This window comes from Azospira sp. I13 (assembly GCF_003112695.1).
Taxonomy (GTDB): Bacteria; Pseudomonadota; Gammaproteobacteria; order Burkholderiales; family Rhodocyclaceae; genus Azospira.
In genome coordinates, this window is the sequence record NZ_BFBP01000024.1 from 34,531 (window position 1) to 55,623 (window position 21,093).

Below are 21,093 nucleotides of genomic sequence, written 5' to 3' on the forward strand. Positions count from 1 at the left end.
CATGAGCTTTGTCCCCGTCAACGAGCCCCTGCTGGACGGCAACGAAAAACGCTATCTGGCCGAGTGCATCGACACCGGCTGGATTTCCTCCGAAGGCCCCTTCATCAAGCAGTTCGAAGAGCAGTTCGCCGCCAGCGTCGGGCGCAAGCACGCCATTGCCGTTTCCAACGGCACCGTGGCCATCGATGCCGCCGTGGAAGCCCTGGGTTTTGCTCCCGGCGACGAGGTGATCATGCCGGCCTTCACCATCATTTCCTGCATCAGCCAGCTGGTGCGGGCCGGGGTGACTCCGGTGCTGGTGGATAGCGATCCCCTGACCTGGAACATGGATGTTGCCCAGGTCGCGGCCCGTATCACCCCCCGTACCAAGGCCATTCTGGTGGTGCATATCTACGGCCTGCCGGTGGATATGGACCCGGTGCTGGAACTGGCCCGTCGCCACAACCTGCGCATCATTGAGGACGCCGCCGAGATGCACGGCCAGACCTACAAGGGGCGCCCCTGTGGCAGCTTCGGCGACATCAGCACCTTCAGCTTCTACCCCAACAAGCACATCACCACCGGGGAAGGCGGCATGATCGTCACCGACGACGACCAACTCGCCGCCGAATGCCGCAGTCTGCGCAACCTGTGCTTCCAGCCCCAAAAGCGTTTCGTGCATGAGCGCCTGGGCTGGAACCTGCGCATGACCAACCTGCAGGCCGCCCTGGGGGTGGCCCAACTGGAGCGCCTGGGCGAGTTCGTCCAGCGCAAGCGCCAAATGGGGGCCGCCTACACGGCCGCCTTCAGCAACATCGAGACCCTGCAGCTGCCCTTGCCCCAGACCGATTACGCCGACAACATCTACTGGGTCTTCGGCATGGTCCTGGCCGACAGCGTGCCTTTCGATGCCGAGGAGGCCATGGCCCGCCTGGGCAAGATGGGCATCGGCACCCGTCCCTTCTTCTGGCCCATGCACGAGCAGCCCGTGTTACAGCGCATGGGGCTGTTTGCCGGGGAGCGTTACCCCGTCGCCGAGCGCATCGCCCGCCGCGGCTTCTACGTGCCCAGCGGCCTGGCCCTGACCCCCGAGCAGCAGGAAACGGTGGTCGCCAGCGTGCGCAAACTCATGGAGAATTGAGGCGATGAAAGTATTCGACCACTACGCCCGCTATTACGACCTGCTCTACCGCGACAAGGATTACCGCGGTGAAGCAGATTTCATCATTGAGCAGGTCCGGGCCCATGCTCCCGGGGCACGCAGCATCCTGGAACTGGGCTGCGGTACGGGCATCCATGCCCAGCTGATCGCCGAGGCCGGTTATGCCGTCCATGGCATCGACTTCAGCGAGGCCATGCTGGCGTCCGCCCAGGCACGGCGGGCCGGGCTGGCGCCCGAATTGCAGGGGCGTCTGGATTTTTCCCAGGGCGACGTGCGCGCTTTCCGGTCCGGCCGAACCTACGATGTGGTGATCTCCCTCTTCCACGTCTTCAGCTACCAGACTCGCAATGCCGATCTGCAGGCCGCTTTTGCCACTGCCGCCGAACATCTGGCGCCGGGGGGCGTACTGGTCTTCGATTACTGGTACGGCCCTGCGGTGCTCGCCCAGCGCCCCGAAACCCGGGTCAAGCGTCTGAGCGATGGAGACCTCTCCGTCCTGCGCATTGCCGAATCCAGCCTGGACGACATGGCCAGCACGGTGGACGTCAATTACGAAACCACCGTCAGTGTCGGCGAGACCCGGGAGGTGATCCGGGAAACCCACCGCATGCGTTATCTCTTCATCCCCGAGATCGAGCTGCTGGCGGCCCAATTCGGCTTCGAGCCGGTGGTGCACCAGGCCTGGATGGAACAGGGCAAGCCGTCCTCCGCCTCCTGGGGCGCTTTTTCGGTGCTGAGAAAGCGGTGACGGCCGCCATGAAAATCGGCGTTGTCCTGGAGCAGGAGCTGCACAGCGGCGGGGGCTTTCAGCAAGCCCTGAATGCCCTGGAGCAGCTGACGGCCATCGCGCCGCCCTGGCTGCAGATCGCCGTTTTCACCACGGCGCCGGCCAATGCCGGCCATGCGGCCCTTGCCGGCCGCGACCTCCATGTGGTGCCCCGGGGGGCGGCGGAACGCCTGCGCTCAGCCGCCCTGGCCCGTACCCTGCCGGCGGCCCTGGACCAATGGTGTGCCCGGCATGACGTATTGACCGCCCTGGAGCGCGCCATGGTGGCCGAGGGCGTGGATCTGGTCTATTTCCTCTCCCCTTCCGGCTACGCCCTGGCCCTGCGCCAGCTGCCCTACATCCTGACGGTCTGGGACCTCTGCCACCGGGATCATCCGGAATTTCCGGAAGTGCGGGCCCAGGGGGAATTTGCCCGACGCGAGGCCTTCTACCGGGAGGCCATCAATCGGGCAGTGCTGACCCTGACGGATTCCGAGGAACTGAATCAGCGCATGGCCCAGTACTACGGTGCCGAGAGCGGCCGCCTGCTGGCCATGCCTTTCCAGCCGGCCGGCTTTGCCCGCGAGTCCGCCAGTGCCAGCACCAACAATCGGGTGCAGCGTTTGGGGCTGCCGGCGGATTATCTTTTCTATCCCGCCCAGTTCTGGCCCCACAAGAACCACGTCCGCATCCTTCAGGCCCTGGCCCTGCGCAAGGCCCAGGGTCAGTCCCATGCCGTAGTGTTCTGCGGCGGCGACAAGAACAACAAGCCCTACATCCAGCGGCTGGCGACTGAACTGGGTGTGGCGGGGCAGGTATCCTTCATCGGTTTCGTCCCCGAGGCCGACATGCAGGCGCTCTACCGCCACTGCCGAGCCCTGGTGATGCCGACCTATTTCGGCCCGACTAATCTGCCTCCCCTGGAGGCTTGGGCCCTGGGCAAGCCGGTGATTTATTCCGCCCATCTGGCTGGCCAGGTGGGCGACGGCGCCCTGTGCGTCGATCCGGATTCGGCGGAAGAACTGGCCGCCGCCATAGCCACGGTGTATGACAATGCCGAGGCGACCCGGGCGCTTGCCGCACGGGGGCAGGCCCGCCTCGAATACCTGGGAACGCTGCGTCGGCAGGCTGAGGCGACGTTCCTGAAAAAACTCGAATCGTTCAACAACAGAAAATTGTGCTGGGGAAAGTAATGTCGAAAAAAGCCCTGATCACCGGTATCACCGGACAAGATGGTTCCTACCTCGCCGAGTTCCTGCTCGCCAAGGGCTACGAGGTGCATGGCATCAAGCGCCGCGCCTCCCTCTTCAATACCCAGCGGGTGGATCACATCTACCAGGACCCCCATGTGGAGAACGCCCGCTTCCGCCTGCATTACGGCGACCTGACGGATTCCTCTAACCTCACCCGCATCCTGCAGGAAGTGCAGCCGGACGAGGTGTATAACCTGGGCGCCCAGTCCCACGTGGCGGTGAGCTTCGAGTCCCCCGAATACACGGCGGACGTGGATGCCATGGGCACCCTGCGCCTCCTGGAGGCCATCCGCTTCCTCGGCCTGGAAAAGAAGACCCGTTTCTACCAGGCCTCCACCTCCGAACTCTACGGCCTGGTGCAGGAAACGCCCCAGAAGGAAACGACCCCCTTCTATCCCCGCAGCCCCTACGCTGTGGCCAAGCTTTACGCTTACTGGATCACCGTCAACTATCGCGAGGCCTACGGTCTCTACGCCTGCAACGGTATCCTCTTCAACCATGAGAGCCCCCGCCGTGGCGAGACTTTCGTCACCCGCAAGATCACCCGGGGCATGGCCAACATCGCCCAGGGCCTGGAAAGCTGCCTCTACATGGGCAACATTGACTCCCTGCGGGACTGGGGCCATGCCAAGGACTACGTGCGCATGCAGTGGATGATGCTGCAGCAGGATCAGCCGGAGGACTTCGTCATCGCCACCGGCGTGCAGTACAGCGTGCGCCAGTTCATCCTCTGGTCGGCCCAGGAACTGGGCATCACCCTGCGCTTCGAGGGTCAGGGGGTGGAAGAGCGGGGCATCGTCGAGGCCGTGGCCGGCGACAAGGCCCCGGCCGTCAAGGTGGGCGACGTGCTGGTGCGGGTGGATCCGCGCTACTTCCGCCCCGCCGAAGTGGAAACCCTGTTGGGGGATCCGTCCAAGGCCAAGAACAAGCTCGGCTGGGTGCCGGAAATCACCGTCCAGGAAATGTGCGCCGAAATGGTGGCTGCCGATCTCAAGGCCGCCCAGCGCCATGCCCTGCTCAAGGCCCACGGCCACGAAGTGCCGGTTTCCATCGAGGGCTGAGCCTTGGTACACGCGACTCCCGACGCCCGGATCTTCGTTGCCGGCCATCGCGGCATGGTGGGTTCCGCCATCGTCCGCCGGCTCGAAGCCCTGGGCTGCCGCAACATCCTGACCCGCAGCCGCAGCGAACTGGACCTGCTCGACCAGGCCGCCGTGCGGGACTTCTTCGCCCGGGAAAAGATCGACCAGGTGTATCTGGCCGCCGCCAAGGTGGGGGGCATCCACGCCAACAACACCTATCCGGCCGAGTTCATCTACGAAAACCTGATGGTCGAGGCCAACATCATTCACAGCGCCCACCTCAGCGGCGTGCAGAAGCTGCTGTTTCTCGGCTCCTCCTGCATCTACCCGCGGGATGCGGCCCAGCCCATGACCGAAGGCGCCCTGCTCACCGGCCCCCTGGAACCCACCAACGAGCCCTACGCCATCGCCAAAATTGCCGGTATCAAGCTCTGCGAAAGCTATAACCGGCAATACGGCCGGGATTACCGCAGCGTCATGCCCACCAATCTCTACGGTCCCGGCGACAACTACCACCCGGAAAACAGCCACGTCATTCCCGCCCTGATCCGCCGCTTCCACGAAGCCAAGGTACGGGGCGGCCAGGAGGTCGTGGTCTGGGGCACGGGTACCCCGCGCCGGGAGTTCCTCTACGTGGATGACATGGCGGCGGCTTCCGTGCATGTCATGGATCTGGAGCCAGAGGTCTGGCAGGCCCAGGTGCAGCCCATGTGCTCCCACCTCAACGTCGGCAGTGCCGTGGATCACACCATCCGCGAGGTGGCCGAACTGGTCTCCCGGGTGGTGGGTTTTCCCGGCGCCCTCGTTTTTGACACCAGCAAGCCCGACGGTACGCCGCGCAAATGGATGTGCAGCGACAAGCTCCAGGCCCTGGGCTGGCAGCCCAAGGTGGGTCTGGAGGACGGCTTGCGTCAGGCCTACGGGGAATTCCTCGGCCGTCACGGCGCTTGAGCGTGACCAGCAACGGAGCGGCTGCGGGCTTGGCAAGCCATGACTTGACGGGGGCGGACCAGAATCTGCCGCTGGTGAGCATCATCACCAGTGTCCTCAACGGTGCCGCCACCCTGGAAAAGGCCCTGGCCAGCGTTGCCGCCCAGACTTACCCCCGCATCGAATATCTGGTCATCGATGCCGCCTCCACCGATGGCACGCCGGAAATCCTGGCCCGCCATGGCGACCAGCTGGCCTACTGGGTGAGCGAGCCCGATGCCGGCATCTACGACGCCTGGAACAAGGGCCTGCGCCAGGCCCGTGGCCAGTGGGTGATGTTTCTCGGTGCCGACGACCAGTTGCCGCCGGATGCGGTGGCCGCCCTGGTGGCTGCCGCCCAGGCACGGGGGGAAGGTTTGGATTTCGTCATGGGCCAGGTGGCGCTCTATCGCGGTGCCACTCATTTGCGCACCATCGGCCGGCCCTGGGACTGGCGCCTCTTCCGCAAATACATGAGCATTGCCCACACCGGCGGTCTCCACGCCATGGCCTATTTCCAGCGCCACGGACTGTTCGACCCGAGCTACCGCATTGCCGGCGACTACGAGCTGCTGTTGCGGGCCGGCCCCGGCCTCCGCACCCTGTTCGTGCCGGTAGTGGTGGCCGAGATGCAGGTGGGCGGCGCCAGCAACCGCAGCACGGCGGTGTTCCATGAATGGCAGCGGGCCAAGGACCTTCACGGTGTCCAGCCCGCCTGGCTGAACGCCTGGGATGCCCGCTGGGCCATGATCAAGTGGCGGCTCAAGCGCTGGCTCAATCTTGGTGGAGGAGCGTGAGCATGCCCGGACTGTGGCGCCGTTACGGATTTTTCGGCTTCTGCCGCCTGTTGCTGGACAAGCTGCATACCCTGCTGTGCTTTCCCGGCGCCCGTCTGGTGCGGCGCCCGGCCTATGTGCGGGGCAAGCGGGGCATCCGCTGGGGCGCCGGTTTCACCACCGGCGTCGGTGTGCGCCTGGACGTCTTTGCCGAGGACGAGGCGCCCCGCCTGACCTTCGGCAACAACGTGCAGCTCAATGATTACGTGCATATCGGCGCCGTGGAGAAAGTCAGCATTGGTGACGACGTGCTGATTGCCAGCCGGGTCTTCATCAGCGACCACAACCATGGCGACTACCAGCAGCCCGACCCGGCCAGCGTGCCCGGCGTGGCGCCCCAGGCCCGGCCCCTGGCGGCCCGGCCGGTGGTTATTGGCGACCGGGTGTGGATTGGTGAACAGGTGTGCATTCTCGCCGGCGTGACCATCGGCCCGGGGGCCGTGGTAGGCGCCGGTTCCGTGGTCACCCGGGATGTGCCGGCCGGCAGCGTGGTGGCAGGCAATCCGGCCCGGGTGTTGCGCGTCTTCGATGAGGGCGCCCAGAAGTGGAGCAAGGTTTGACCAAGCGTCTGATCATTTCTGCCGTCAACTTCATCGAAGGCGGCCCGCTGACGGCGCTGCGGGAATGCCTCACGGCCACCCGCAGCCTCGGCCCCGAGTGGGAGGTGGTGGCCCTGGTCCATGACCGCCAGCTGTTCGACCATCCCTGGGTGACTTTCCGGGAATTTCCCAAGGCCAAGACCTCCTGGCTGCAACGCCTGTATCACGAGTATTGGCTTTTCCAGCGCATCGCCGAGGAATACCGGCCGGAGGTGTGGCTGTCCCTCCACGACACGTCCCCCCGGGTGCGGGTGCCCCGGCAGGTGGTGTATTGCCACAATCCCTCGCCCTTCTACCGCAGCGGCTGGAAAGATCTGCGCTGGGATCCGCGCTTCTTCCTGTTCACCCTCTTTTACCGCTACCTCTACGGCATCAACATCCACGCCAACGACCTGGTGGTGGTGCAGCAGGACTGGCTGCGCCAGGCCTTCCGTCGTATGTATGGCGTGCAGTCGGTGGCCGTGGCCCATCCGGTAGGCGCGACCGCACCCGCGCCGGTGGATGCCGCAGCGGCGGTGCAGCCCGGAGTCTTCCTCTACCCGGCCCTGCCGCGCACCTTCAAGAACTTCGAAGTGCTGTGCGAAGCTGCCGAGCTGTTGCAGCGCAAGCGGGGCGGCGGCTTCGAAGTGCGCCTGACCCTTTCCGGCAGCGAGTCGGGCTATGCCGCCCAGCTGTATCGGCGCTACGGCCAGTGTCCGGCCCTGCGTTTCATCGGCCGCCAGAATGCGGAGCAGATGCGCCGCCAGTACGGTGAGGCGGCCGCGGTGGTCTTCCCCTCCAAGCTGGAGACCTGGGGCCTGCCCATTTCCGAAACCAAGCTGTGGAACAAGCCCCTGTTGGCCGCCGACCTGCCCTACGCCCATGAGGCGGTGGGGGCTTACGACAAGGTGGCCTTTTTCCCGCCGGACGATGCCCAGGCGCTGGCCGTCCTCATGGAAAGCGTCCTGGATGGTCATTACAGTCCGCCTCACCATCCGGCGGCAGCCGTGGCCCAGCCCTTCGCTGCAGACTGGGCGGCCTTGCTGCAACTGGTGATCGGCGCCGGGCCGGAGGCCCAGCGATGAGCCTGCCCCTGGTGCGGGTGCTCCTGGCGACCTACAACGGCCTGGGCTGGTTGCCTGAGCAGGTGGACAGCATCCTGGCCCAGGAAGGGGTGCAGGTGCAGCTCTTCGTTTCCGACGATGCCTCCAGCGACGGCACGCCGGACTGGCTGCGCCAACGGGCTGCCACGGAGGCCCACATCTCCCTGTTACCCCCGGCGGCAGGCCGTTTCGGCGCCGCGGCGGGCAATTTCTTCCGTCTCCTCGCCGAAGTGCCCCTGGAGGGGGAGGCCTATGTGGCCTTCGCCGACCAGGACGACCTTTGGTTCCCCGACAAGCTGGCCCGGGCGGTGGCCCGCCTGGCCCAGGGGGATGTGGCGGCGGTGTCGAGCAACGTCCAGGCCTTCTGGCCCGACGGCCGCAGCCTGCTGGTGGACAAGGCCCAGCCCCAGCAGGCCTTCGACTTCCTCTTCGAAGCCGCTGGCCCCGGCTGTACCTATGTCATGACCCCGGGCCTGGCCCGGGCGGCTCGGGATGATCTGGCCCGCCTGCCGGATGATGGCCGGCCGGCCCATCACGACTGGTATTGCTACGCCCTGTGCCGGGCCAGGGGCGAGTCCTGGTTCATCGATCCGCGTCCCTCCATGGCCTACCGCCAGCACGGGGGGAACGAAGTGGGCGTCAATAGCGGCCTGGGAGCCGCCCAGGGGCGCCATCGCAAGATCGCTTCCGGCTGGTATCGCCGCGAAGTGCTCGGCATGGTGGAACTGGCCCGGCGCCAAGGGCAGCCCGACGCGGCGCTGGCGCAACTGGCCAGCCGCCTGCAGCGCGGCAGCCTGGCCGACCGCATTGCCCTCGCCGCCCAGGTGGGCCAGTTCCGCCGCCGCGGGCGGGATCGACTGGTGTTGGCCGCCTATTTTATCAGCGGGCTTTTCTGGGGTGGCCGGGCCTGAGTTCGCTGCCCTGGCCCGCCGGCATCGCCGCGGATTCGGGTTGTGGGAACAATCCAGATAGAATGTCCGTCTTCCCCGCCTTTCTTGCTGCCCGCTGCCCATGATCGTATTGCTGACGGCCTTTCTGACCAGTCTCATCGTTACCGCCCTGGTCATCCGTTACGACCACCTGCACGCCCGCTATTCGGCGGACCACGATCTGCAGGGCGTGCAGAAATTTCATGCCGCGCCGGTCCCTCGCATCGGCGGCCTGGGGGTCTTCCTGGCCCTGGTGGCGGCGGGCATCTGGCTCTTCCTGGTACGCCCCGATGTCGGCCGGCTGTTCCTGCTGCTGCTGGTGGCCTCGCTACCGGCCTTCCTCGGCGGCATCATCGAAGACCTGACCAAGCGCGTCGGTGTGCTGGCCCGCCTGGGGCTGACCATGGGAGCCTCCCTGCTGGGCTTCTGGCTCCTCAACGCCACCCTGTCCCGGGTGGATATCCCCCTGGTGGATGATCTGCTGCGCTATGGCGTCGTCGCCCTGGTGTTCACTGCCGTGGCCGTGGGTGGGGTGGCCAACGCCATCAACATCATCGACGGCTTCAACGGCCTGGCGGGCATGGTGTCCATCATGATCCTCGGCGCCCTGGGCTACGTCTGCTACGTCCTCGGCGACCATCTGCTGTGGAATGTCTGCCTCGCCAGCATCGGCGGCATCTTCGGCTTCTTCGTCTGGAACTACCCCCGGGGTCTCATTTTTCTGGGGGATGGCGGCGCCTATCTGGTGGGCTTCCTGATCGGCGAAGTGTCCGTCCTGCTGGTGGCCCGGCACCCGGAAGTTTCCCCCTGGTTCCCCATGCTGCTGGTCATCTACCCGGTGTTCGAGACCCTCTTCTCGGTCTATCGCCGCAAGTTCATCCAGGGCGCCAGCCCCGGCATGCCGGACGCCCTGCACATGCACACCCTGATCTACAAGCGCCTGGTGCGCTGGGTGCTGGGCGGCGTGGCAGCCCGCGATCTGTCGGCGCGCAACTCCATGACCTCCCCCTATCTCTGGCTGCTGTGCTCCCTGTCGGTGATTCCCGCCCTGCTGTTCTGGCGCTCCACCCCCCTGCTGATGCTGTGCACCCTGGGCTTTGCCGCCCTCTACGTCTGGCTCTACCGGCGCATCGTCACTTTCCGCAGCCCCCGTATGCTGGTGCGTCGCCAGGGCCGCAATGAGGACGGGACATGAGTACCTACGCCGTCGGCGACATCCAGGGCTGCTACCGCTCCTTCCGCAACCTGCTGGAGCGCTGCCGTTTCGATCCGGCCCACGACCGGCTCTGGCTGGTGGGGGATCTGGTTAATCGCGGCCCCCGCTCCCTGGATACCCTGCGCTTTGTGCAGGAGCTGGGAGATCGGGCGGTGACGGTGCTGGGCAACCATGACCTTTCCCTGCTCATGGCCGCGGAAGGCTTTGGCAAGCGTCATCGCAGCGACACCATCGACGACATTCTTGCCGCGCCGGACCGGGATTCCCTGCTGCACTGGCTGCGCCACCAGCCCCTGATGCATGTGGAGGGGGAGCACGCTATGGTCCATGCCGGGCTGCTGCCCCAATGGACGGTGCCCCGGGCACGGGAATTGGCCCGGGAAGTGGAGTCCGCCCTGCAAGCCGACAACTACCGAGAATTCCTCGGCCACATGTGGGGCAGTGAGCCCGCCGCCTGGGACGACAGCCTGACTGGCTGGCCCCGCCTGCGGGCCATCGTCAATGCCATGACCCGGATGCGCTTCTGCACCGCCGCCGGGGTCATGGAGTTCCAGGCCAAGGGCGAGCTGGAGCAGGCCCCGGCAGGCTACCTGCCCTGGTTCGAAGTGCCCGGCCGGCAAAGCGCCGACCAGGTGCTGGTCACCGGCCACTGGTCGGCCCTCGGCCTGCGCATCGAAGCCAATCTGCTGGCCCTGGATTCCGGCTGCCTGTGGGGCGGCAAGCTGTCCGCCATGCGCCTGGAGGACCACTGCCTGTTCCAGGTGGATTGCGCCTCCGGCGAAGCCGTGCCGCTGATGAAGGAATGAGCATGCACATCCTGGTGACTGGCGGCCTCGGCTATATCGGCTCCCATACCTGTGTGGAGCTGCTGCAGGCCGGCCACCAGGTCACCATTTTCGACAACCTTTCCAACAGCCGCCGCGATGTGCTGGAGCGCATCGCTCAGGTAGCCGGGCGGCCGCCCCGCCTGGTGGAAGGGGATGTGCGTGACCGGCAAGCCCTGCAGCAGGTCTTCCGCGACGTCCCGGTGGCGGCGGTGATCCACTTCGCCGGCCTGAAGGCGGTGGGCGAATCCGTCGCTCAGCCCCTGCGTTACTACGAATGGAATGTGACGGGCAGCATCACCCTACTTGATGCTATGGCCGAGGCGGGTGTGCGGCGCCTGGTTTTCAGTTCCTCCGCCACGGTGTATGGCAATCCGGGGGGGGTCTGTTTCGACGAAAGCCTGCCCCTGGCGCCCATCAATCCCTATGGCCGTACCAAGGCCATGGTGGAGCAGGTGCTGGCAGACTTGCAGGCTGCCGATCCCGCTTGGCAGGTGGCCTGCCTGCGCTACTTCAATCCGGTGGGCGCCCACGTCAGCGGCCTCCTCGGCGAAGCCCCGCTGGGCGTGCCGAACAACCTGATGCCTTTCGTCGCCCAGGTGGCGGCTGGCATCCGGCCCCAGGTAGAGGTCTTCGGCAGCGACTACCCGACCCCCGACGGTACCGGCATTCGGGATTACATCCACGTCACCGACCTGGCTCGGGGCCATCTGGCCGCCCTGGATCATCTGGCGACGGACGGGGCTCGGGGGCTAACGGTGAATCTCGGGGCGGGGCGGGGCTACAGCGTGCTGGAAATGATCGACGCCTTTTCCCGGGCCATCGGCCGGCCCATTCCCCATCGCCTGGGGCCGCGGCGCCCCGGCGACCTGCCGGAGTACTTTGCCGATCCCACCCTGGCCCAGCGCCTCCTGGGGTGGCGCGCCGAGCGGGATCTGAATGCCATGTGCCGGGATACCTGGCGCTGGCAGCAGACTGCCGTCGCCCTCGGTATCGCCTGATTCGTTTTTCCTAGTGGCCCTGATCGAGCCGACCCGGAAAGGCCGGATGGTCTCAGGCCGTGTCGGCCAAGGCCGCCCGGGGGGCTTCGTCCACCAAGTCCTCCGGCAGCATCAGCCGCCGGGCAATTTCTTCCCGGGCCTGCTGGGCCAGGGCCTTGCGCCCGCCTGCCAGGTCCCAGGGCAGCGCTTCTGCCGCATCTACCCGCGCTTCCAGCCAACCCGCCGCCAGGATGGATTTGAGGCAATCCCACAGGCTGTCGTCGCCGATATAGGCCGGTGCCGTGCTGCGCCGGCCGTTGCGGTCGTGGTAGGAGAGGGCCAGGGGCACGATGGGCCGGCCGGCTTCGATGGCGGGCTGCAGCAGGGCACCGTGGAAGTGCAGTAGGCTGCCGCCATCCGTGGTGGTGCCTTCGGGAAACAGGGCGGCAAACTCGCCGCGCCCGAGGATGGCGCCGATCTCTCCATTGACGATCTTGGCGTGGCCCCGGCTGCCTCGGCGCAGAAAGACCGTATCGGTCCGCGCCGAGAGCCAGCCGATGATCGGCCATTGGCGCACTTCCGCCTTGGAGACGAAGGCCGCCGGCTGGGCGGCGTTGATGACGAAAATATCGATCCAGGAAATATGGTTGGCCACCAGCAGGCTGCCCGGGGGCAGGGCGCCCAGGCGGGCCTTGAGGTGGAAGCCAAGAATGCCGAGCAGCTGGGTGGACCAGCGCTGTTTCAGGCGGAGTCGCCAGGTGCGGCCAAACAAGGGGTAGAGCAGGGCCGCCACCGCCATGCCGTAGGCCAGATGCACCGCCAGGCGGAACAAACGATAGGCCCGGACAGGCCGGGCCAAGGGGGTGGGAGTGGGGTTGCCCGGGCTGCCGGGGTTGGCCCTGGGGAGGTGTTGCGGTTCCAGTCTGTTAGCGTCCGAGAAAATGTTTGGCGTAGCGGGCGTCCACCTTGGACATGGGCAGCAGCACCGGCAGGTCGGCCGTATTGAAGTCCGGGTCCCAGGCGGGCTCGCCGCAAATCCAGGCACCCGCCCGCAGGTAACCCTTGATCAGGGGCGGGGTCTCGGCTTTCGTCTCGTTGCGCAGGGCCTCCATGGGCAGCGGGCAGCGGGGGAAGACGCGATACTCCAGGGGGCTCAGGTGCGCTTCCAGCTGATTATACAAGGTGGCTGCCGCGTGGCCGCCGTCTGCCATGCTGATGGAGGCGCAGCCCACCAGGTATTCATAGCCGTTCTCCAGCATGTAGCGGGCCAGACCGGACCACAGCAGGGTGATGGTGGCGCCACTGCGGTAATCCGGATGGACGCAGGAGCGGCCCACTTCCACCAGGCGCGGGCGCAGGTGTTGCAGGCGGGTCAGGTCGAATTCGTTTTCCGTGTAGTAGCCGCCGATCTTGCGGGCATTGGCCGGGGAGAGAATGCGGTAGGTGCCGATGACTTCGCCGGTGTCTTCGTTGCGGCAAACCAGATGGTCGCAGTAGGGGTCGTAGACGTCCTGGTCCACCCCGGGGATGCGGCTGGAGAGCTTGGCCCCCATTTCCACGCCGAACACCTGGTAGCGCAGCTTCTGGGCGGCGAGGATTTCCCGTTCACTTTCCGCCAGTCCGACGGACAGGTTGCGGGCATAGATGCGACGGCTTTGCTCGAGCGAGGTCTGTTGCTGTTCCATGTTCTGTCCTCCTTGGGGTATGGGGACAGAATCTAGAGAGGGCGTATTACGGCGAGGTTGCGCCGGAGTGAAGTTTGGGTGAAGCGGGGGAGGGGAATATTGAGGCAGGGCAGTGATGCAGGGGGAGGGGGCGGCGGGGCCGCCCCTGGTGGCTCAGTGGCTGACCCGGCTGCCGCCGTTGCCGGAGAGGATGCGTACCCGCTCGCCGGGCTGGAAGACTTCGTCGGCTTCCTGGACGATGGCCAGCAACTGGCCGTTGTCCAGGCGGACGGTGATTTCGACGCCGTCCTTCTTGCTGACTTTCTCTTCCAGGGCGCTGCCCGCTAGGCCGCCGGCCACGGCGCCAAGAATGGCGCCCACCGTGCTGCCGCGGCCACCGCCCACGTTGCTGCCGGCCATGCCGCCGATGGCGGCGCCGGCAACGGTGCCCACCGGGGTGTTGCCGCCCTCAATGGTGACATTGCGCACGGATTCCACTACGCCCTGGCGCACGGTCATTTCCTGACGGGTTTGGCCGCGGCTATAGGAGCTGCCGGACTGGCTGTTGGCGCAGCCGGCCAGGCCGGCCACCAGCAGCAGGGCGGCGAGCAGAGTGGAAAAGGGGTTGCGGATGGCTTGCATCGGGGTTCTCCTGGCGGCCGTCTTACCAGAGGCGGCTGCCGAAGGCCTGCTGGTATTGGGCGGCGATTTCGTCGCAGCTAAAGGTGTGGTTCTGGGGGCCGGAATGGGCGATCTTGATGGCGCCGATGAGGGCGGCCAGACGGCCCGTCTGGTCCCAATCCAGCCCGTTGGCAATGCCGTAGAGCAGGCCGGCGCGGTAGGCATCGCCGCAGCCGGTGGGGTCCACCACGTCTTCTGCCTTAACGCAGGGAATCTCCAGGCGTTGACCGCCGGTGTAGATGTGGGAGCCTTCGCCGCCCCGGGTAACGATCAGGGCCTTGACGCGGCTGGCCAGGGTTTCCAGGGATTTGCCGGTGCGGTCGGTGAGCAGCTTGGCTTCGTAGTCGTTGAAGGTGGCGTACTCGGCCTGCTCCAGGAAGGCCAGCAGTTCCTCGCCGGAGAACATGGGCATGCCCTGGCCCGGGTCGAAGATGAAGGGAATGCCGGCCTCGGCGAACTGCTTGGCGTGGCCCACCATGCCTTCGCGACCATCCGGGGCAACAATGCCCAGGCCGACGTTGCTGGCTTCACCGACGCTGTTGAGGTGGGAGAAGGTCATGGCGCCCGGGTGGAAGGCGGTGATCTGATTGTCGTCCAGGTCGGTGGTGATGAAGGCCTGGGCGGTATAGCTGTTGGCCACCTGGCGCACGTGGTCCCGGGGCAGGCCCAGGTCGTCCAGGCGCTTCAGGTAGGGGGCGGCGTCGTCGCCGACGGTGGCCATGATGAGGGGCTCGCCGCCCAGCAGCTTGAGGCTGTAGGCGATGTTGCCGGCGCAACCGCCGAATTCCCGACGCATTTCGGGCACCAGGAAGGCAACGTTCAGGATATGGATCTGCTCCGGCAGGATGTGGTTCTTGAACCGGTCCGGAAAGACCATGATGTTGTCGTAGGCGATGGAGCCGCAGATGAGCGTGCGCATAGAGGTCGGTCAGAAAGGGGAAAACGCCGATTATAGCCTTGCCCTGCCGCGCCCCGCCGGAGAGGTCGGGCCGGCATCGGTATAATGCCCCGTTTTCCTTTCGTGCCTCTGGCCCCCGTCCATGGATCCCCTGTTGCTGCTCAAGGCCCTCATTCTCGGCATCGTCGAGGGCCTGACCGAATTTCTCCCCATCTCCTCCACCGGCCACCTGATCCTGGCCGGCGACCTGCTGGATTTCAACGATGCCCGGGGCAAGCTGTTCGAGATCGTTATCCAGTCCGGTGCCATTCTGGCCGTGGTCTGGGAGTACCGGGCCCGCATCGCCAAGGTGCTGCTGGGGTTGCCTCGGGAGCGGGAGGCCCAGCGCTTTGCCATCAACCTGGCCATTGCCTTCGTTCCCCTGGCCGCTCTGGGGCTGCTCTTCGGCAAGGCCATCAAGGCCCACCTGTTCAATGCCTACGTGGTGGCCATCACTTTCATCGTCGGCGGCCTGGTCATTCTCTGGGCGGAGAAGCGCCAGCACCGCATCCGCGTGGAAACGGTGGAAGAGCTGGATGTCATCGACGCTTTCAAGCTGGGCATTGCCCAAGCCTTCGCCCTGATTCCCGGTACCTCCCGCTCCGGCGCCACCATCATCGGCGGCCTGCTGTTCGGCTTGTCGCGCAAGGCGGCGACGGAGTTTTCCTTCTTCCTGGCCATTCCCACCCTCGGCGTGGCCACGGTGTACCAGCTCTACAAGGAGCGGCACCTGTTGTCCTTCGACGATCTGGGCATGTGGGCGGTGGGCTTCATTGCCGCTTTCATTTCCGCCTTTATCGCCGTACGGGGCCTGCTGCGCTACATCAGCAGCCACGATTTCACCATCTTCGCCTGGTACCGCATCGTCTTCGGCGGCGTCGTTCTGTGGACGGCCTGGAGCGGCACGGTGAGCTGGTCGGCAGGCTAGGCCGCAATGCCATGGGGCGCCGTGCCTGCCGCTGGCTGTTGTGCTGGCTCTGCTGCCTGAGCCAGGGGCCTGTCATGGCAGCATCCCCCCATTACGCTGCGGCAGGCCCTTACCGGGTTCAGGTGGCGCTGGAGGTCTGGCATGATGCGGTCCGCCAGCGGGATATTCCCGTCAAACGCTATGGGCCGGAAGGGTTGGCCCGGGTGCCGGTGATCCTTTTCTCCCACGGCCTGGGCGGCAGCCGTGAGGCCGGTGAGGCGTGGCTGCGGCATTGGGCCGCCCACGGCTATCTGGGCATCGCCCTGCAACATACCGGTAGTGATGGGGCGCTCCTGCAGGGCGGCCCCATGGCCATTCGCCGGGCCCTCAAGGCGGCCATGACGCCGGAGCAGTCCCGGGCCCGCATTGCCGACGTGCAATTCGTTCTCGATGAACTGGCCCGTCGCCAGGGTGAACCCGGCTGGAATCAGGCGGATCTGGCCCACATTGGTCTGGCCGGTCATTCCTTTGGCGCCGTCACCACCCAGGCCATGGCCGGGGAGCAATTGAGTGTTGGGGCGCCAGTGGAGGAGCCCCGGCTGGCCGCCTTCCTGGCCCTCTCGCCCTCCGCCCGGGGCGGTGAAAACCTGCTCAATGCCCGCTTTTCCCGTCTGCAGCGCCCCTTCTTCAGTATTACCGGCAGCCGGGATGATGGTATCGGCCTGCAGGATATCGATGCCGCCAATCGCACCCTGCCTTACCGGCACATGCCGCCGGGAGACAAATATCTGCTGGTGCTGGAGGGCGGTGCCCACATGCATTTTGCTGGTCAGCATACCCTGCGCCAACAGGCTCCGCCTCGCCTGGAGCAGGCCGTTCAGGCGGCGAGTCTGGCCTTCTGGGAGGTTACGCTGAAGGGGCGCATTGAGGCCCGCACCTGGCTGCGCCAATCCTTCCCTGCCACCCTGATTCCCGGAGACCGCTGGGAGTTCAAGTAGGTCGTGCGAGTAGGCCGTCGGAAATAGACCGTCGGAAATAGGCAAACAGGCAGGCTGCCCTGCGGCTCGGCCCGCCTCTGATTGATTCGTTTCACTGTTCAAGGCATTTCCATGGCCGGCATCCTCTACCTCCACGGTTTCCGTTCTTCTCCCCAGTCCTTCAAGGCCCGCGCCGTGGGGGAGGCCATGGTGGCCCGAGGCCAAGGCGGCGACTTCTTCTGTCCCGATCTTTCCCATGAGCCTCGCCGGGCCATGGCCCAGGCGGAGGCCATCCTGGCGGCGCGCCCCGATCTGACCCTGGTGGGTAGTTCCCTGGGCGGCTTTTACGCCACCTGGCTGGCCGAGCGTTATGGATGCGCGGCGGTACTGGTTAATCCGGCGGTGGTCGCCCATCTCACCCTGTCGGATTATCTGGGCCCCCAGACTCACCTCTACAGCGGCGAGGTATTCGAATTCACCCGGGATCACGTCGCCCAGTTGCAGGCCCTGGAAGTGGCCCGCATCGATCCGACCCGCTATTGGCTGCTGGTGGAGGAGGGGGATGAGGTGCTGGACTACCGCCAGGCCGTGGCCCGCTATGCCGGAGCGCGCCAGACGGTGCTGGCCGGGGGCGATCACAGCTTCACGCGTTTTGTTGAATTCGTGCCGCAAATCATTGAATTCGCCGGGTTATAATCCGGCGATGAACGTTCTATTCGAAGAAGACGGCGCCTTCAAGACAGGCACCGTGCTGGCCGACAATGACGCCACCCTGCAGGTGGAAAGCGCTTCCGGCAAGCGAACCAAGATCAAGTCAGCGGCGGTGCTGCTGCGTTTCCAGTCCCCGGCGCCCGGCGCCCTGCTGGAGGCCGCCGAACCCCTGGCCCGTGACATCGAACCCGAATTCCTTTGGGAGTGCTGTGCGGATGGCGAATTTTCTTTTCTTGATTTTGCGAAGGACTACGTCGGCAAAGACCCCGCTCCGGTCGAAGCGACTTCGGTCCTGCTTGCCCTACACGCAGCGCCTGTCTATTTCCACCGCAAGGGTAAGGGTCGCTTCCGCAAAGCCCCTGCCGACATTCTCCAGGCTGCTCTGGCCGGTCTTGAAAAAAAGCGTCAGCAAGCGCTTGCCATAACGCGCATGGTGGATGAGCTGAAGGCCGGCAGTCTGCCGACCGAGTTCGTCCCCCTGCTGGATCAACTGCTCTACAGCCCGGACCGCAACAAGCCGGAGACCAAGGCCCTGGAGGCCGCCTGTGAGGAGTTGCATCTCTCGGCACCCCATCTGCTGGCCCGTTGCGGCGCCATCAAGTCCCACCGGGATTACCACTTCAACCGGTTCCTGCGGGAGCATTTTCCCAAGGGCACCGGCTTTGCTCCGGTGGACGTGCCGGCCGCTCCCGCCGATCTGCCCTTGGCTTCGGTGCAGGCCTTCTCCATCGACGATGCGGCCACTACGGAAATCGACGACGCCTTTTCCTTGGAAACCCTGCCCGGGATCGGCTGGCGGGTCGGCATCCACATCGCCGCGCCCGGCCTGGGCTTTGGCCCCGGCAGCCCCCTGGACGAGATTGCCCGCAACCGCCTCTCCACCGTCTACATGCCCGGCAACAAGATCACCATGCTGCCGGACGCCGTGGTGGAGGCCTACACCCTGGCCGAGGGCAAGCCCCGGCCAGCCATCTCCCTCTACCTGACGGTTAATGAAACCCTGGAGATCGTCGGCCACGAATCCCGCCTCGAGCGGGTGCATGTGGCGGCCAACCTGCGCCACCACGAGATTGAACCCCTCTTCAACGAGGAAACCCTGGCCGCCGGCCTCGGCGACTTCCGCTTTGCCGCCGAGCTGAAGCTGCTGTGGCAGCTGGCCTGTGCCTGTGAAGGCCGGCGCGGCAAGCCTTCCGCCACCCAGGGTATCTTCGACTACAACTTTGCCATCTTCCCGGATGACACCGACCCCTCTGGCGAGTCGGACCGGGTGGAGATCACCGCCCGCAAGCGGGGCAGCCCCCTGGACAAGCTGGTGGCAGAGCTGATGATCGTCGCCAACGCCACTTGGGGCGGTCTCCTGGCCGAAGAGAAGGTGGCTTGCATCTACCGAGCCCAGACCGCCGGCAAGGTGCGCATGACCACCTCGCCCCTGCCCCACGAGGGTTTGGGCGTGCCCCAATACGCCTGGTCCTCCTCGCCCCTGCGGCGCTATGTGGACCTGGTGAACCAGTGGCAACTGATTACCCTGTTGCAGGACCGGGCGCCCCACTTCGGCGCCAAGAGTGACACGCTCTTTGCCGCCATGCGTGACTTCGACCTGACCTACACCGCCTACGCCGAATTCCAGCGCCACATGGAGCGTTACTGGTGCCTGCGCTGGCTGCAGCAGCAGGGGGTGAAGGAAATCGAAGGCACCGTGCGCAAGGAAAATCTGGTAAAGCTTGATCCCCTGCCGCTCATGCAGCGTGTCCCCTCCCTGCCGGAACTACCGATGGGCCAGAAGGTGCGGCTGACGGTGGAGTCCTGGGATACCTTGTCCCTGGAACTCAATCTGCGTTTCGACGCGCTGGTTGAGGGCGCGGTTGCGGCAACGGCCAATGCCGAAGAAGGGGAAGGGGACTAAGTCCATGTCACGACTCGCCATTGCAAGCGGTGCATTGAGTCGGCTGACCCCGACGGCCATTACATTGCCGGTTGCATTGGGGGTTTCGTTTGCCCTTCACGGGGTGGCGCTGTCGCTCCATTTCAAGTTCCCCGATGCCTCCCGCGCCCTGCAGGACAAGGCCCTGGAAATCATTCTGGTGAACAGCAAGTCGGCCCGCAAACCCAGTGATGCCCAGGCCCTGGCCCAGGCCAACCTGGATGGTGGTGGCAATGTGGATGAAAACCGGCGGGCGGCCACGCCCCTGCCGCCGTCGGCCCGACAGCAGGCCGGTAGCGACCTGGAGCAGTCGCGCCAGCGGGTGAAGGATCTGGAGGCCCAGCAGCAGCGCCTGTTGTCGGAGGTGAAAAGCAAGCATCAGGCCCCCCGCCAGGAGGCAAGGGAGGCGCAGCCCCAGGCCACGCCCACCCTCTCGGGCCGGGACCTAGCAAGCAGCGCCCTGGCCATGGCCCGCATGGAGGCAGAAATCTCCAAGAGTGTGGATGAATACAACAAGCGGCCGCGCAAGAAAAATATCGGTACTCGGGCCGATGAATACCGCTTTGCCCAGTACGTGGAAGACTGGCGCCTCAAGGTGGAGCGGGTGGGGACGCTGAATTACCCGGAGGCCGCCAAGGGCAAACTCTACGGTAGCCTGGTGCTGTCCGTGACCATCAATGCGGATGGCAGTGTCGAGCGGGTGGAGCTGGAACGTACTTCCGGCCATAAGCTGCTGGACGATGCCGCCCTGCGCATTGTCCGCATGGCCGGCCCCTATGCAGCGTTCCCGGCGGATATCCGCCGGGATGTGGATCAGTTGGTGATTACCCGGACCTGGTTCTTTACCAGCGGCGACCGGGTTCAGGCCCAGTAAGAACACCGGCAAGGGTGCCAACCAGGGCCCCTTGCCCTGGTGGCGCGCTCCGGTGATCTGCCCGGTGGGTGCCCTGCCCGAGACCGGGCAGGGGCGGGTCCGTCAGTTCCAGAAGCGCTTGAAGAAGGCCGAGAGGCCGCCACCTTCCTTCTGCTGCCGATTCTGGCGGCAGTGGGCGGCGTAACGCTGGTCCTGCACCTGGATGTGCTCCACCAGCCAGTCCTTGAGGAAGTGCAGCAGGTCGAGGCTGATCGTCTTCCCTTCACTCACCTTCTGGCGCTCCGCGGCGATGCGGCTGACGAAGGTACGGTGCAATTCCTTGTGCTCCGGCAGGCCCGGATAGCCGGCGGCATCCATAAAGGCCTCTTCGGCGGCGAAGTGGGCCTTGGTGTATTGCTCCAGTTCGGTGATCAGCAGGGAAACCTGCTCCTGGCTGCCCTTGCCGATGATGGCGGACCACAGGCGGTTGATGGTGGTAAACAGCGCTTGATGCTGTTCGTCGATGGCCTGCATGCCGACGCTGTATGCGTCGTTCCACGCGACGATCACGGCCTCTTTGGCTCCCATGTTATTCGGCTCCCTTTATTTAAAATTGATAACGCAGGATTGTACTCATTCGTCTTGACGTGACAAATATCACGCAAGGCATATGGATAAAATAAAGCGATTTATATGCCAGGGATTTCCCTGGCCCCGACGGGCCGCTATGGTCCAGGGTGAGCCGGCGCCGGCCCAAGATGGGGC

Annotated in this window: 22 protein-coding genes; 17 read left to right on the forward strand and 5 right to left on the reverse strand. The window is 65.5% G+C overall.

What is annotated here, in order from left to right; translation table 11 throughout:
- Nucleotide 1: 1 nt before the first annotated feature.
- From AZSI13_RS15540 to galE, 12 genes are all read left to right on the forward strand, one after another.
- The gene (locus tag AZSI13_RS15540) at nucleotides 2-1,120 is read left to right on the forward strand and encodes a DegT/DnrJ/EryC1/StrS aminotransferase family protein (protein ID WP_109042103.1); all 1,119 of its coding nucleotides are present in this window, start codon (nucleotides 2-4) and stop codon (nucleotides 1,118-1,120) included.
- A gap of 4 nt (nucleotides 1,121-1,124) precedes the next feature.
- A complete protein-coding gene (locus tag AZSI13_RS15545; RefSeq protein WP_109042104.1) occupies nucleotides 1,125-1,889 on the forward strand; it encodes a class I SAM-dependent methyltransferase in 765 nt (254 codons plus the stop codon).
- A gap of 8 nt (nucleotides 1,890-1,897) precedes the next feature.
- A complete protein-coding gene (locus AZSI13_RS15550) occupies nucleotides 1,898-3,100 on the forward strand; it encodes a glycosyltransferase family 1 protein (RefSeq protein ID WP_133247336.1) in 1,203 nt (400 codons plus the stop codon).
- On the forward strand, nucleotides 3,100-4,221 hold the full coding sequence (gene gmd, locus AZSI13_RS15555; RefSeq protein WP_109042106.1) for a GDP-mannose 4,6-dehydratase: 1,122 nt from the start codon (nucleotides 3,100-3,102) through the stop codon (nucleotides 4,219-4,221). The genes AZSI13_RS15550 and gmd overlap by 1 nt, the downstream gene beginning before the upstream one ends.
- 3 nt (nucleotides 4,222-4,224) lie before the next feature.
- The gene (locus AZSI13_RS15560; RefSeq protein ID WP_268807539.1) at nucleotides 4,225-5,193 is read left to right on the forward strand and encodes a GDP-L-fucose synthase; all 969 of its coding nucleotides are present in this window, start codon (nucleotides 4,225-4,227) and stop codon (nucleotides 5,191-5,193) included.
- Between the two features lie 74 nt (nucleotides 5,194-5,267).
- On the forward strand, nucleotides 5,268-6,008 hold the full coding sequence (locus AZSI13_RS15565; protein ID WP_165833565.1) for a glycosyltransferase family 2 protein: 741 nt from the start codon (nucleotides 5,268-5,270) through the stop codon (nucleotides 6,006-6,008).
- 2 nt (nucleotides 6,009-6,010) lie between these two features.
- Nucleotides 6,011-6,607 (forward strand): DapH/DapD/GlmU-related protein, encoded by a 597-nt coding sequence (locus AZSI13_RS18325; protein ID WP_165833567.1) that lies wholly within the window; start codon nucleotides 6,011-6,013, stop codon nucleotides 6,605-6,607.
- Nucleotides 6,604-7,710, forward strand: a complete 1,107-nt coding sequence (locus AZSI13_RS15575; RefSeq protein WP_109042110.1) for a glycosyltransferase — start codon at nucleotides 6,604-6,606, stop codon at nucleotides 7,708-7,710. The genes AZSI13_RS18325 and AZSI13_RS15575 overlap by 4 nt, the downstream gene beginning before the upstream one ends.
- Nucleotides 7,707-8,639 carry a glycosyltransferase gene (locus AZSI13_RS15580; protein WP_109042111.1) on the forward strand — a complete coding sequence of 311 codons (933 nt, stop codon included), beginning with the start codon at nucleotides 7,707-7,709 and terminating at the stop codon, nucleotides 8,637-8,639. Before AZSI13_RS15575 ends, AZSI13_RS15580 begins: the two co-directional genes overlap by 4 nt.
- Nucleotides 8,640-8,739: 100 nt before the next feature.
- The gene (locus tag AZSI13_RS15585; RefSeq protein WP_109042112.1) at nucleotides 8,740-9,852 is read left to right on the forward strand and encodes a glycosyltransferase; all 1,113 of its coding nucleotides are present in this window, start codon (nucleotides 8,740-8,742) and stop codon (nucleotides 9,850-9,852) included.
- Complete coding sequence (locus tag AZSI13_RS15590) at nucleotides 9,849-10,679, forward strand: symmetrical bis(5'-nucleosyl)-tetraphosphatase (protein ID WP_109042113.1); 831 nt, start codon at nucleotides 9,849-9,851, stop codon at nucleotides 10,677-10,679. The genes AZSI13_RS15585 and AZSI13_RS15590 overlap by 4 nt, the downstream gene beginning before the upstream one ends.
- Nucleotides 10,680-10,681: 2 nt before the next feature.
- On the forward strand, nucleotides 10,682-11,698 hold the full coding sequence (galE, locus tag AZSI13_RS15595; RefSeq protein WP_201262412.1) for a UDP-glucose 4-epimerase GalE: 1,017 nt from the start codon (nucleotides 10,682-10,684) through the stop codon (nucleotides 11,696-11,698).
- Nucleotides 11,699-11,750: 52 nt separating this feature from the next.
- Here the strand turns inward: galE and AZSI13_RS15600 are convergent, their stop codons facing one another.
- From AZSI13_RS15600 to AZSI13_RS15615, 4 genes are all read right to left on the reverse strand, one after another.
- Nucleotides 11,751-12,536 (reverse strand): 1-acyl-sn-glycerol-3-phosphate acyltransferase, encoded by a 786-nt coding sequence (locus tag AZSI13_RS15600; protein ID WP_235609799.1) that lies wholly within the window; start codon nucleotides 12,534-12,536, stop codon nucleotides 11,751-11,753.
- 67 nt (nucleotides 12,537-12,603) lie between these two features.
- Nucleotides 12,604-13,362 carry a GNAT family N-acetyltransferase gene (locus tag AZSI13_RS15605; protein WP_109042115.1) on the reverse strand — a complete coding sequence of 253 codons (759 nt, stop codon included), beginning with the start codon at nucleotides 13,360-13,362 and terminating at the stop codon, nucleotides 12,604-12,606.
- A gap of 153 nt (nucleotides 13,363-13,515) precedes the next feature.
- On the reverse strand, nucleotides 13,516-13,983 hold the full coding sequence (locus AZSI13_RS15610) for a glycine zipper 2TM domain-containing protein (protein ID WP_109042116.1): 468 nt from the start codon (nucleotides 13,981-13,983) through the stop codon (nucleotides 13,516-13,518).
- A 22-nt stretch (nucleotides 13,984-14,005) separates the two neighbouring features.
- Nucleotides 14,006-14,941, reverse strand: a complete 936-nt coding sequence (locus AZSI13_RS15615; RefSeq protein WP_109042117.1) for a carbohydrate kinase family protein — start codon at nucleotides 14,939-14,941, stop codon at nucleotides 14,006-14,008.
- 121 nt (nucleotides 14,942-15,062) lie between these two features.
- Here AZSI13_RS15615 and AZSI13_RS15620 point away from each other — a divergent pair, with 121 nt between their 5' ends.
- The 5 genes from AZSI13_RS15620 (at nucleotide 15,063) to AZSI13_RS15640 (ending at nucleotide 20,349) form a co-directional block, all read left to right on the forward strand.
- Nucleotides 15,063-15,887 carry an undecaprenyl-diphosphate phosphatase gene (locus AZSI13_RS15620; protein WP_109042118.1) on the forward strand — a complete coding sequence of 275 codons (825 nt, stop codon included), beginning with the start codon at nucleotides 15,063-15,065 and terminating at the stop codon, nucleotides 15,885-15,887.
- 74 nt (nucleotides 15,888-15,961) lie between these two features.
- Complete coding sequence (locus AZSI13_RS15625; protein WP_165833569.1) at nucleotides 15,962-16,864, forward strand: dienelactone hydrolase; 903 nt, start codon at nucleotides 15,962-15,964, stop codon at nucleotides 16,862-16,864.
- 111 nt (nucleotides 16,865-16,975) lie between these two features.
- Nucleotides 16,976-17,539: a YqiA/YcfP family alpha/beta fold hydrolase gene (locus tag AZSI13_RS15630; protein ID WP_109042120.1), complete on the forward strand. Its 564-nt coding sequence runs from the start codon at nucleotides 16,976-16,978 to the stop codon at nucleotides 17,537-17,539.
- 7 nt (nucleotides 17,540-17,546) lie between these two features.
- The gene (locus AZSI13_RS15635) at nucleotides 17,547-19,457 is read left to right on the forward strand and encodes a ribonuclease catalytic domain-containing protein (RefSeq protein WP_109042121.1); all 1,911 of its coding nucleotides are present in this window, start codon (nucleotides 17,547-17,549) and stop codon (nucleotides 19,455-19,457) included.
- 4 nt (nucleotides 19,458-19,461) lie between these two features.
- Entirely contained in the window at nucleotides 19,462-20,349 is an 888-nt protein-coding gene (locus AZSI13_RS15640; protein WP_109042122.1) for an energy transducer TonB, read from the forward strand.
- A 102-nt stretch (nucleotides 20,350-20,451) separates the two neighbouring features.
- Here the strand turns inward: AZSI13_RS15640 and AZSI13_RS15645 are convergent, their stop codons facing one another.
- Nucleotides 20,452-20,916, reverse strand: coding sequence for a bacteriohemerythrin (locus AZSI13_RS15645; RefSeq protein WP_109042123.1), 465 nt, complete (start codon nucleotides 20,914-20,916; stop codon nucleotides 20,452-20,454).
- Nucleotides 20,917-21,093 lie beyond the last annotated feature (177 nt).

Coding starts and splice junctions, on each gene's coding strand:
- AZSI13_RS15540 (WP_109042103.1), top strand. CDS start 2: ATGAGCTTTGTCCCCGTCAACGAGCCCCTGCTGGACGGCAACGAAAAA.
- AZSI13_RS15545 (WP_109042104.1), top strand. CDS start 1,125: ATGAAAGTATTCGACCACTACGCCCGCTATTACGACCTGCTCTACCGC.
- AZSI13_RS15550 (WP_133247336.1), top strand. CDS start 1,898: ATGAAAATCGGCGTTGTCCTGGAGCAGGAGCTGCACAGCGGCGGGGGC.
- gmd (WP_109042106.1), top strand. CDS start 3,100: ATGTCGAAAAAAGCCCTGATCACCGGTATCACCGGACAAGATGGTTCC.
- AZSI13_RS18325 (WP_165833567.1), top strand. CDS start 6,011: ATGCCCGGACTGTGGCGCCGTTACGGATTTTTCGGCTTCTGCCGCCTG.
- AZSI13_RS15580 (WP_109042111.1), top strand. CDS start 7,707: ATGAGCCTGCCCCTGGTGCGGGTGCTCCTGGCGACCTACAACGGCCTG.
- AZSI13_RS15585 (WP_109042112.1), top strand. CDS start 8,740: ATGATCGTATTGCTGACGGCCTTTCTGACCAGTCTCATCGTTACCGCC.
- AZSI13_RS15590 (WP_109042113.1), top strand. CDS start 9,849: ATGAGTACCTACGCCGTCGGCGACATCCAGGGCTGCTACCGCTCCTTC.
- galE (WP_201262412.1), top strand. CDS start 10,682: ATGCACATCCTGGTGACTGGCGGCCTCGGCTATATCGGCTCCCATACC.
- AZSI13_RS15605 (WP_109042115.1), bottom strand. CDS start 13,362: ATGGAACAGCAACAGACCTCGCTCGAGCAAAGCCGTCGCATCTATGCC.
- AZSI13_RS15610 (WP_109042116.1), bottom strand. CDS start 13,983: ATGCAAGCCATCCGCAACCCCTTTTCCACTCTGCTCGCCGCCCTGCTG.
- AZSI13_RS15615 (WP_109042117.1), bottom strand. CDS start 14,941: ATGCGCACGCTCATCTGCGGCTCCATCGCCTACGACAACATCATGGTC.
- AZSI13_RS15620 (WP_109042118.1), top strand. CDS start 15,063: ATGGATCCCCTGTTGCTGCTCAAGGCCCTCATTCTCGGCATCGTCGAG.
- AZSI13_RS15625 (WP_165833569.1), top strand. CDS start 15,962: ATGGCAGCATCCCCCCATTACGCTGCGGCAGGCCCTTACCGGGTTCAG.
- AZSI13_RS15630 (WP_109042120.1), top strand. CDS start 16,976: ATGGCCGGCATCCTCTACCTCCACGGTTTCCGTTCTTCTCCCCAGTCC.
- AZSI13_RS15635 (WP_109042121.1), top strand. CDS start 17,547: ATGAACGTTCTATTCGAAGAAGACGGCGCCTTCAAGACAGGCACCGTG.
- AZSI13_RS15640 (WP_109042122.1), top strand. CDS start 19,462: ATGTCACGACTCGCCATTGCAAGCGGTGCATTGAGTCGGCTGACCCCG.
- AZSI13_RS15645 (WP_109042123.1), bottom strand. CDS start 20,916: ATGGGAGCCAAAGAGGCCGTGATCGTCGCGTGGAACGACGCATACAGC.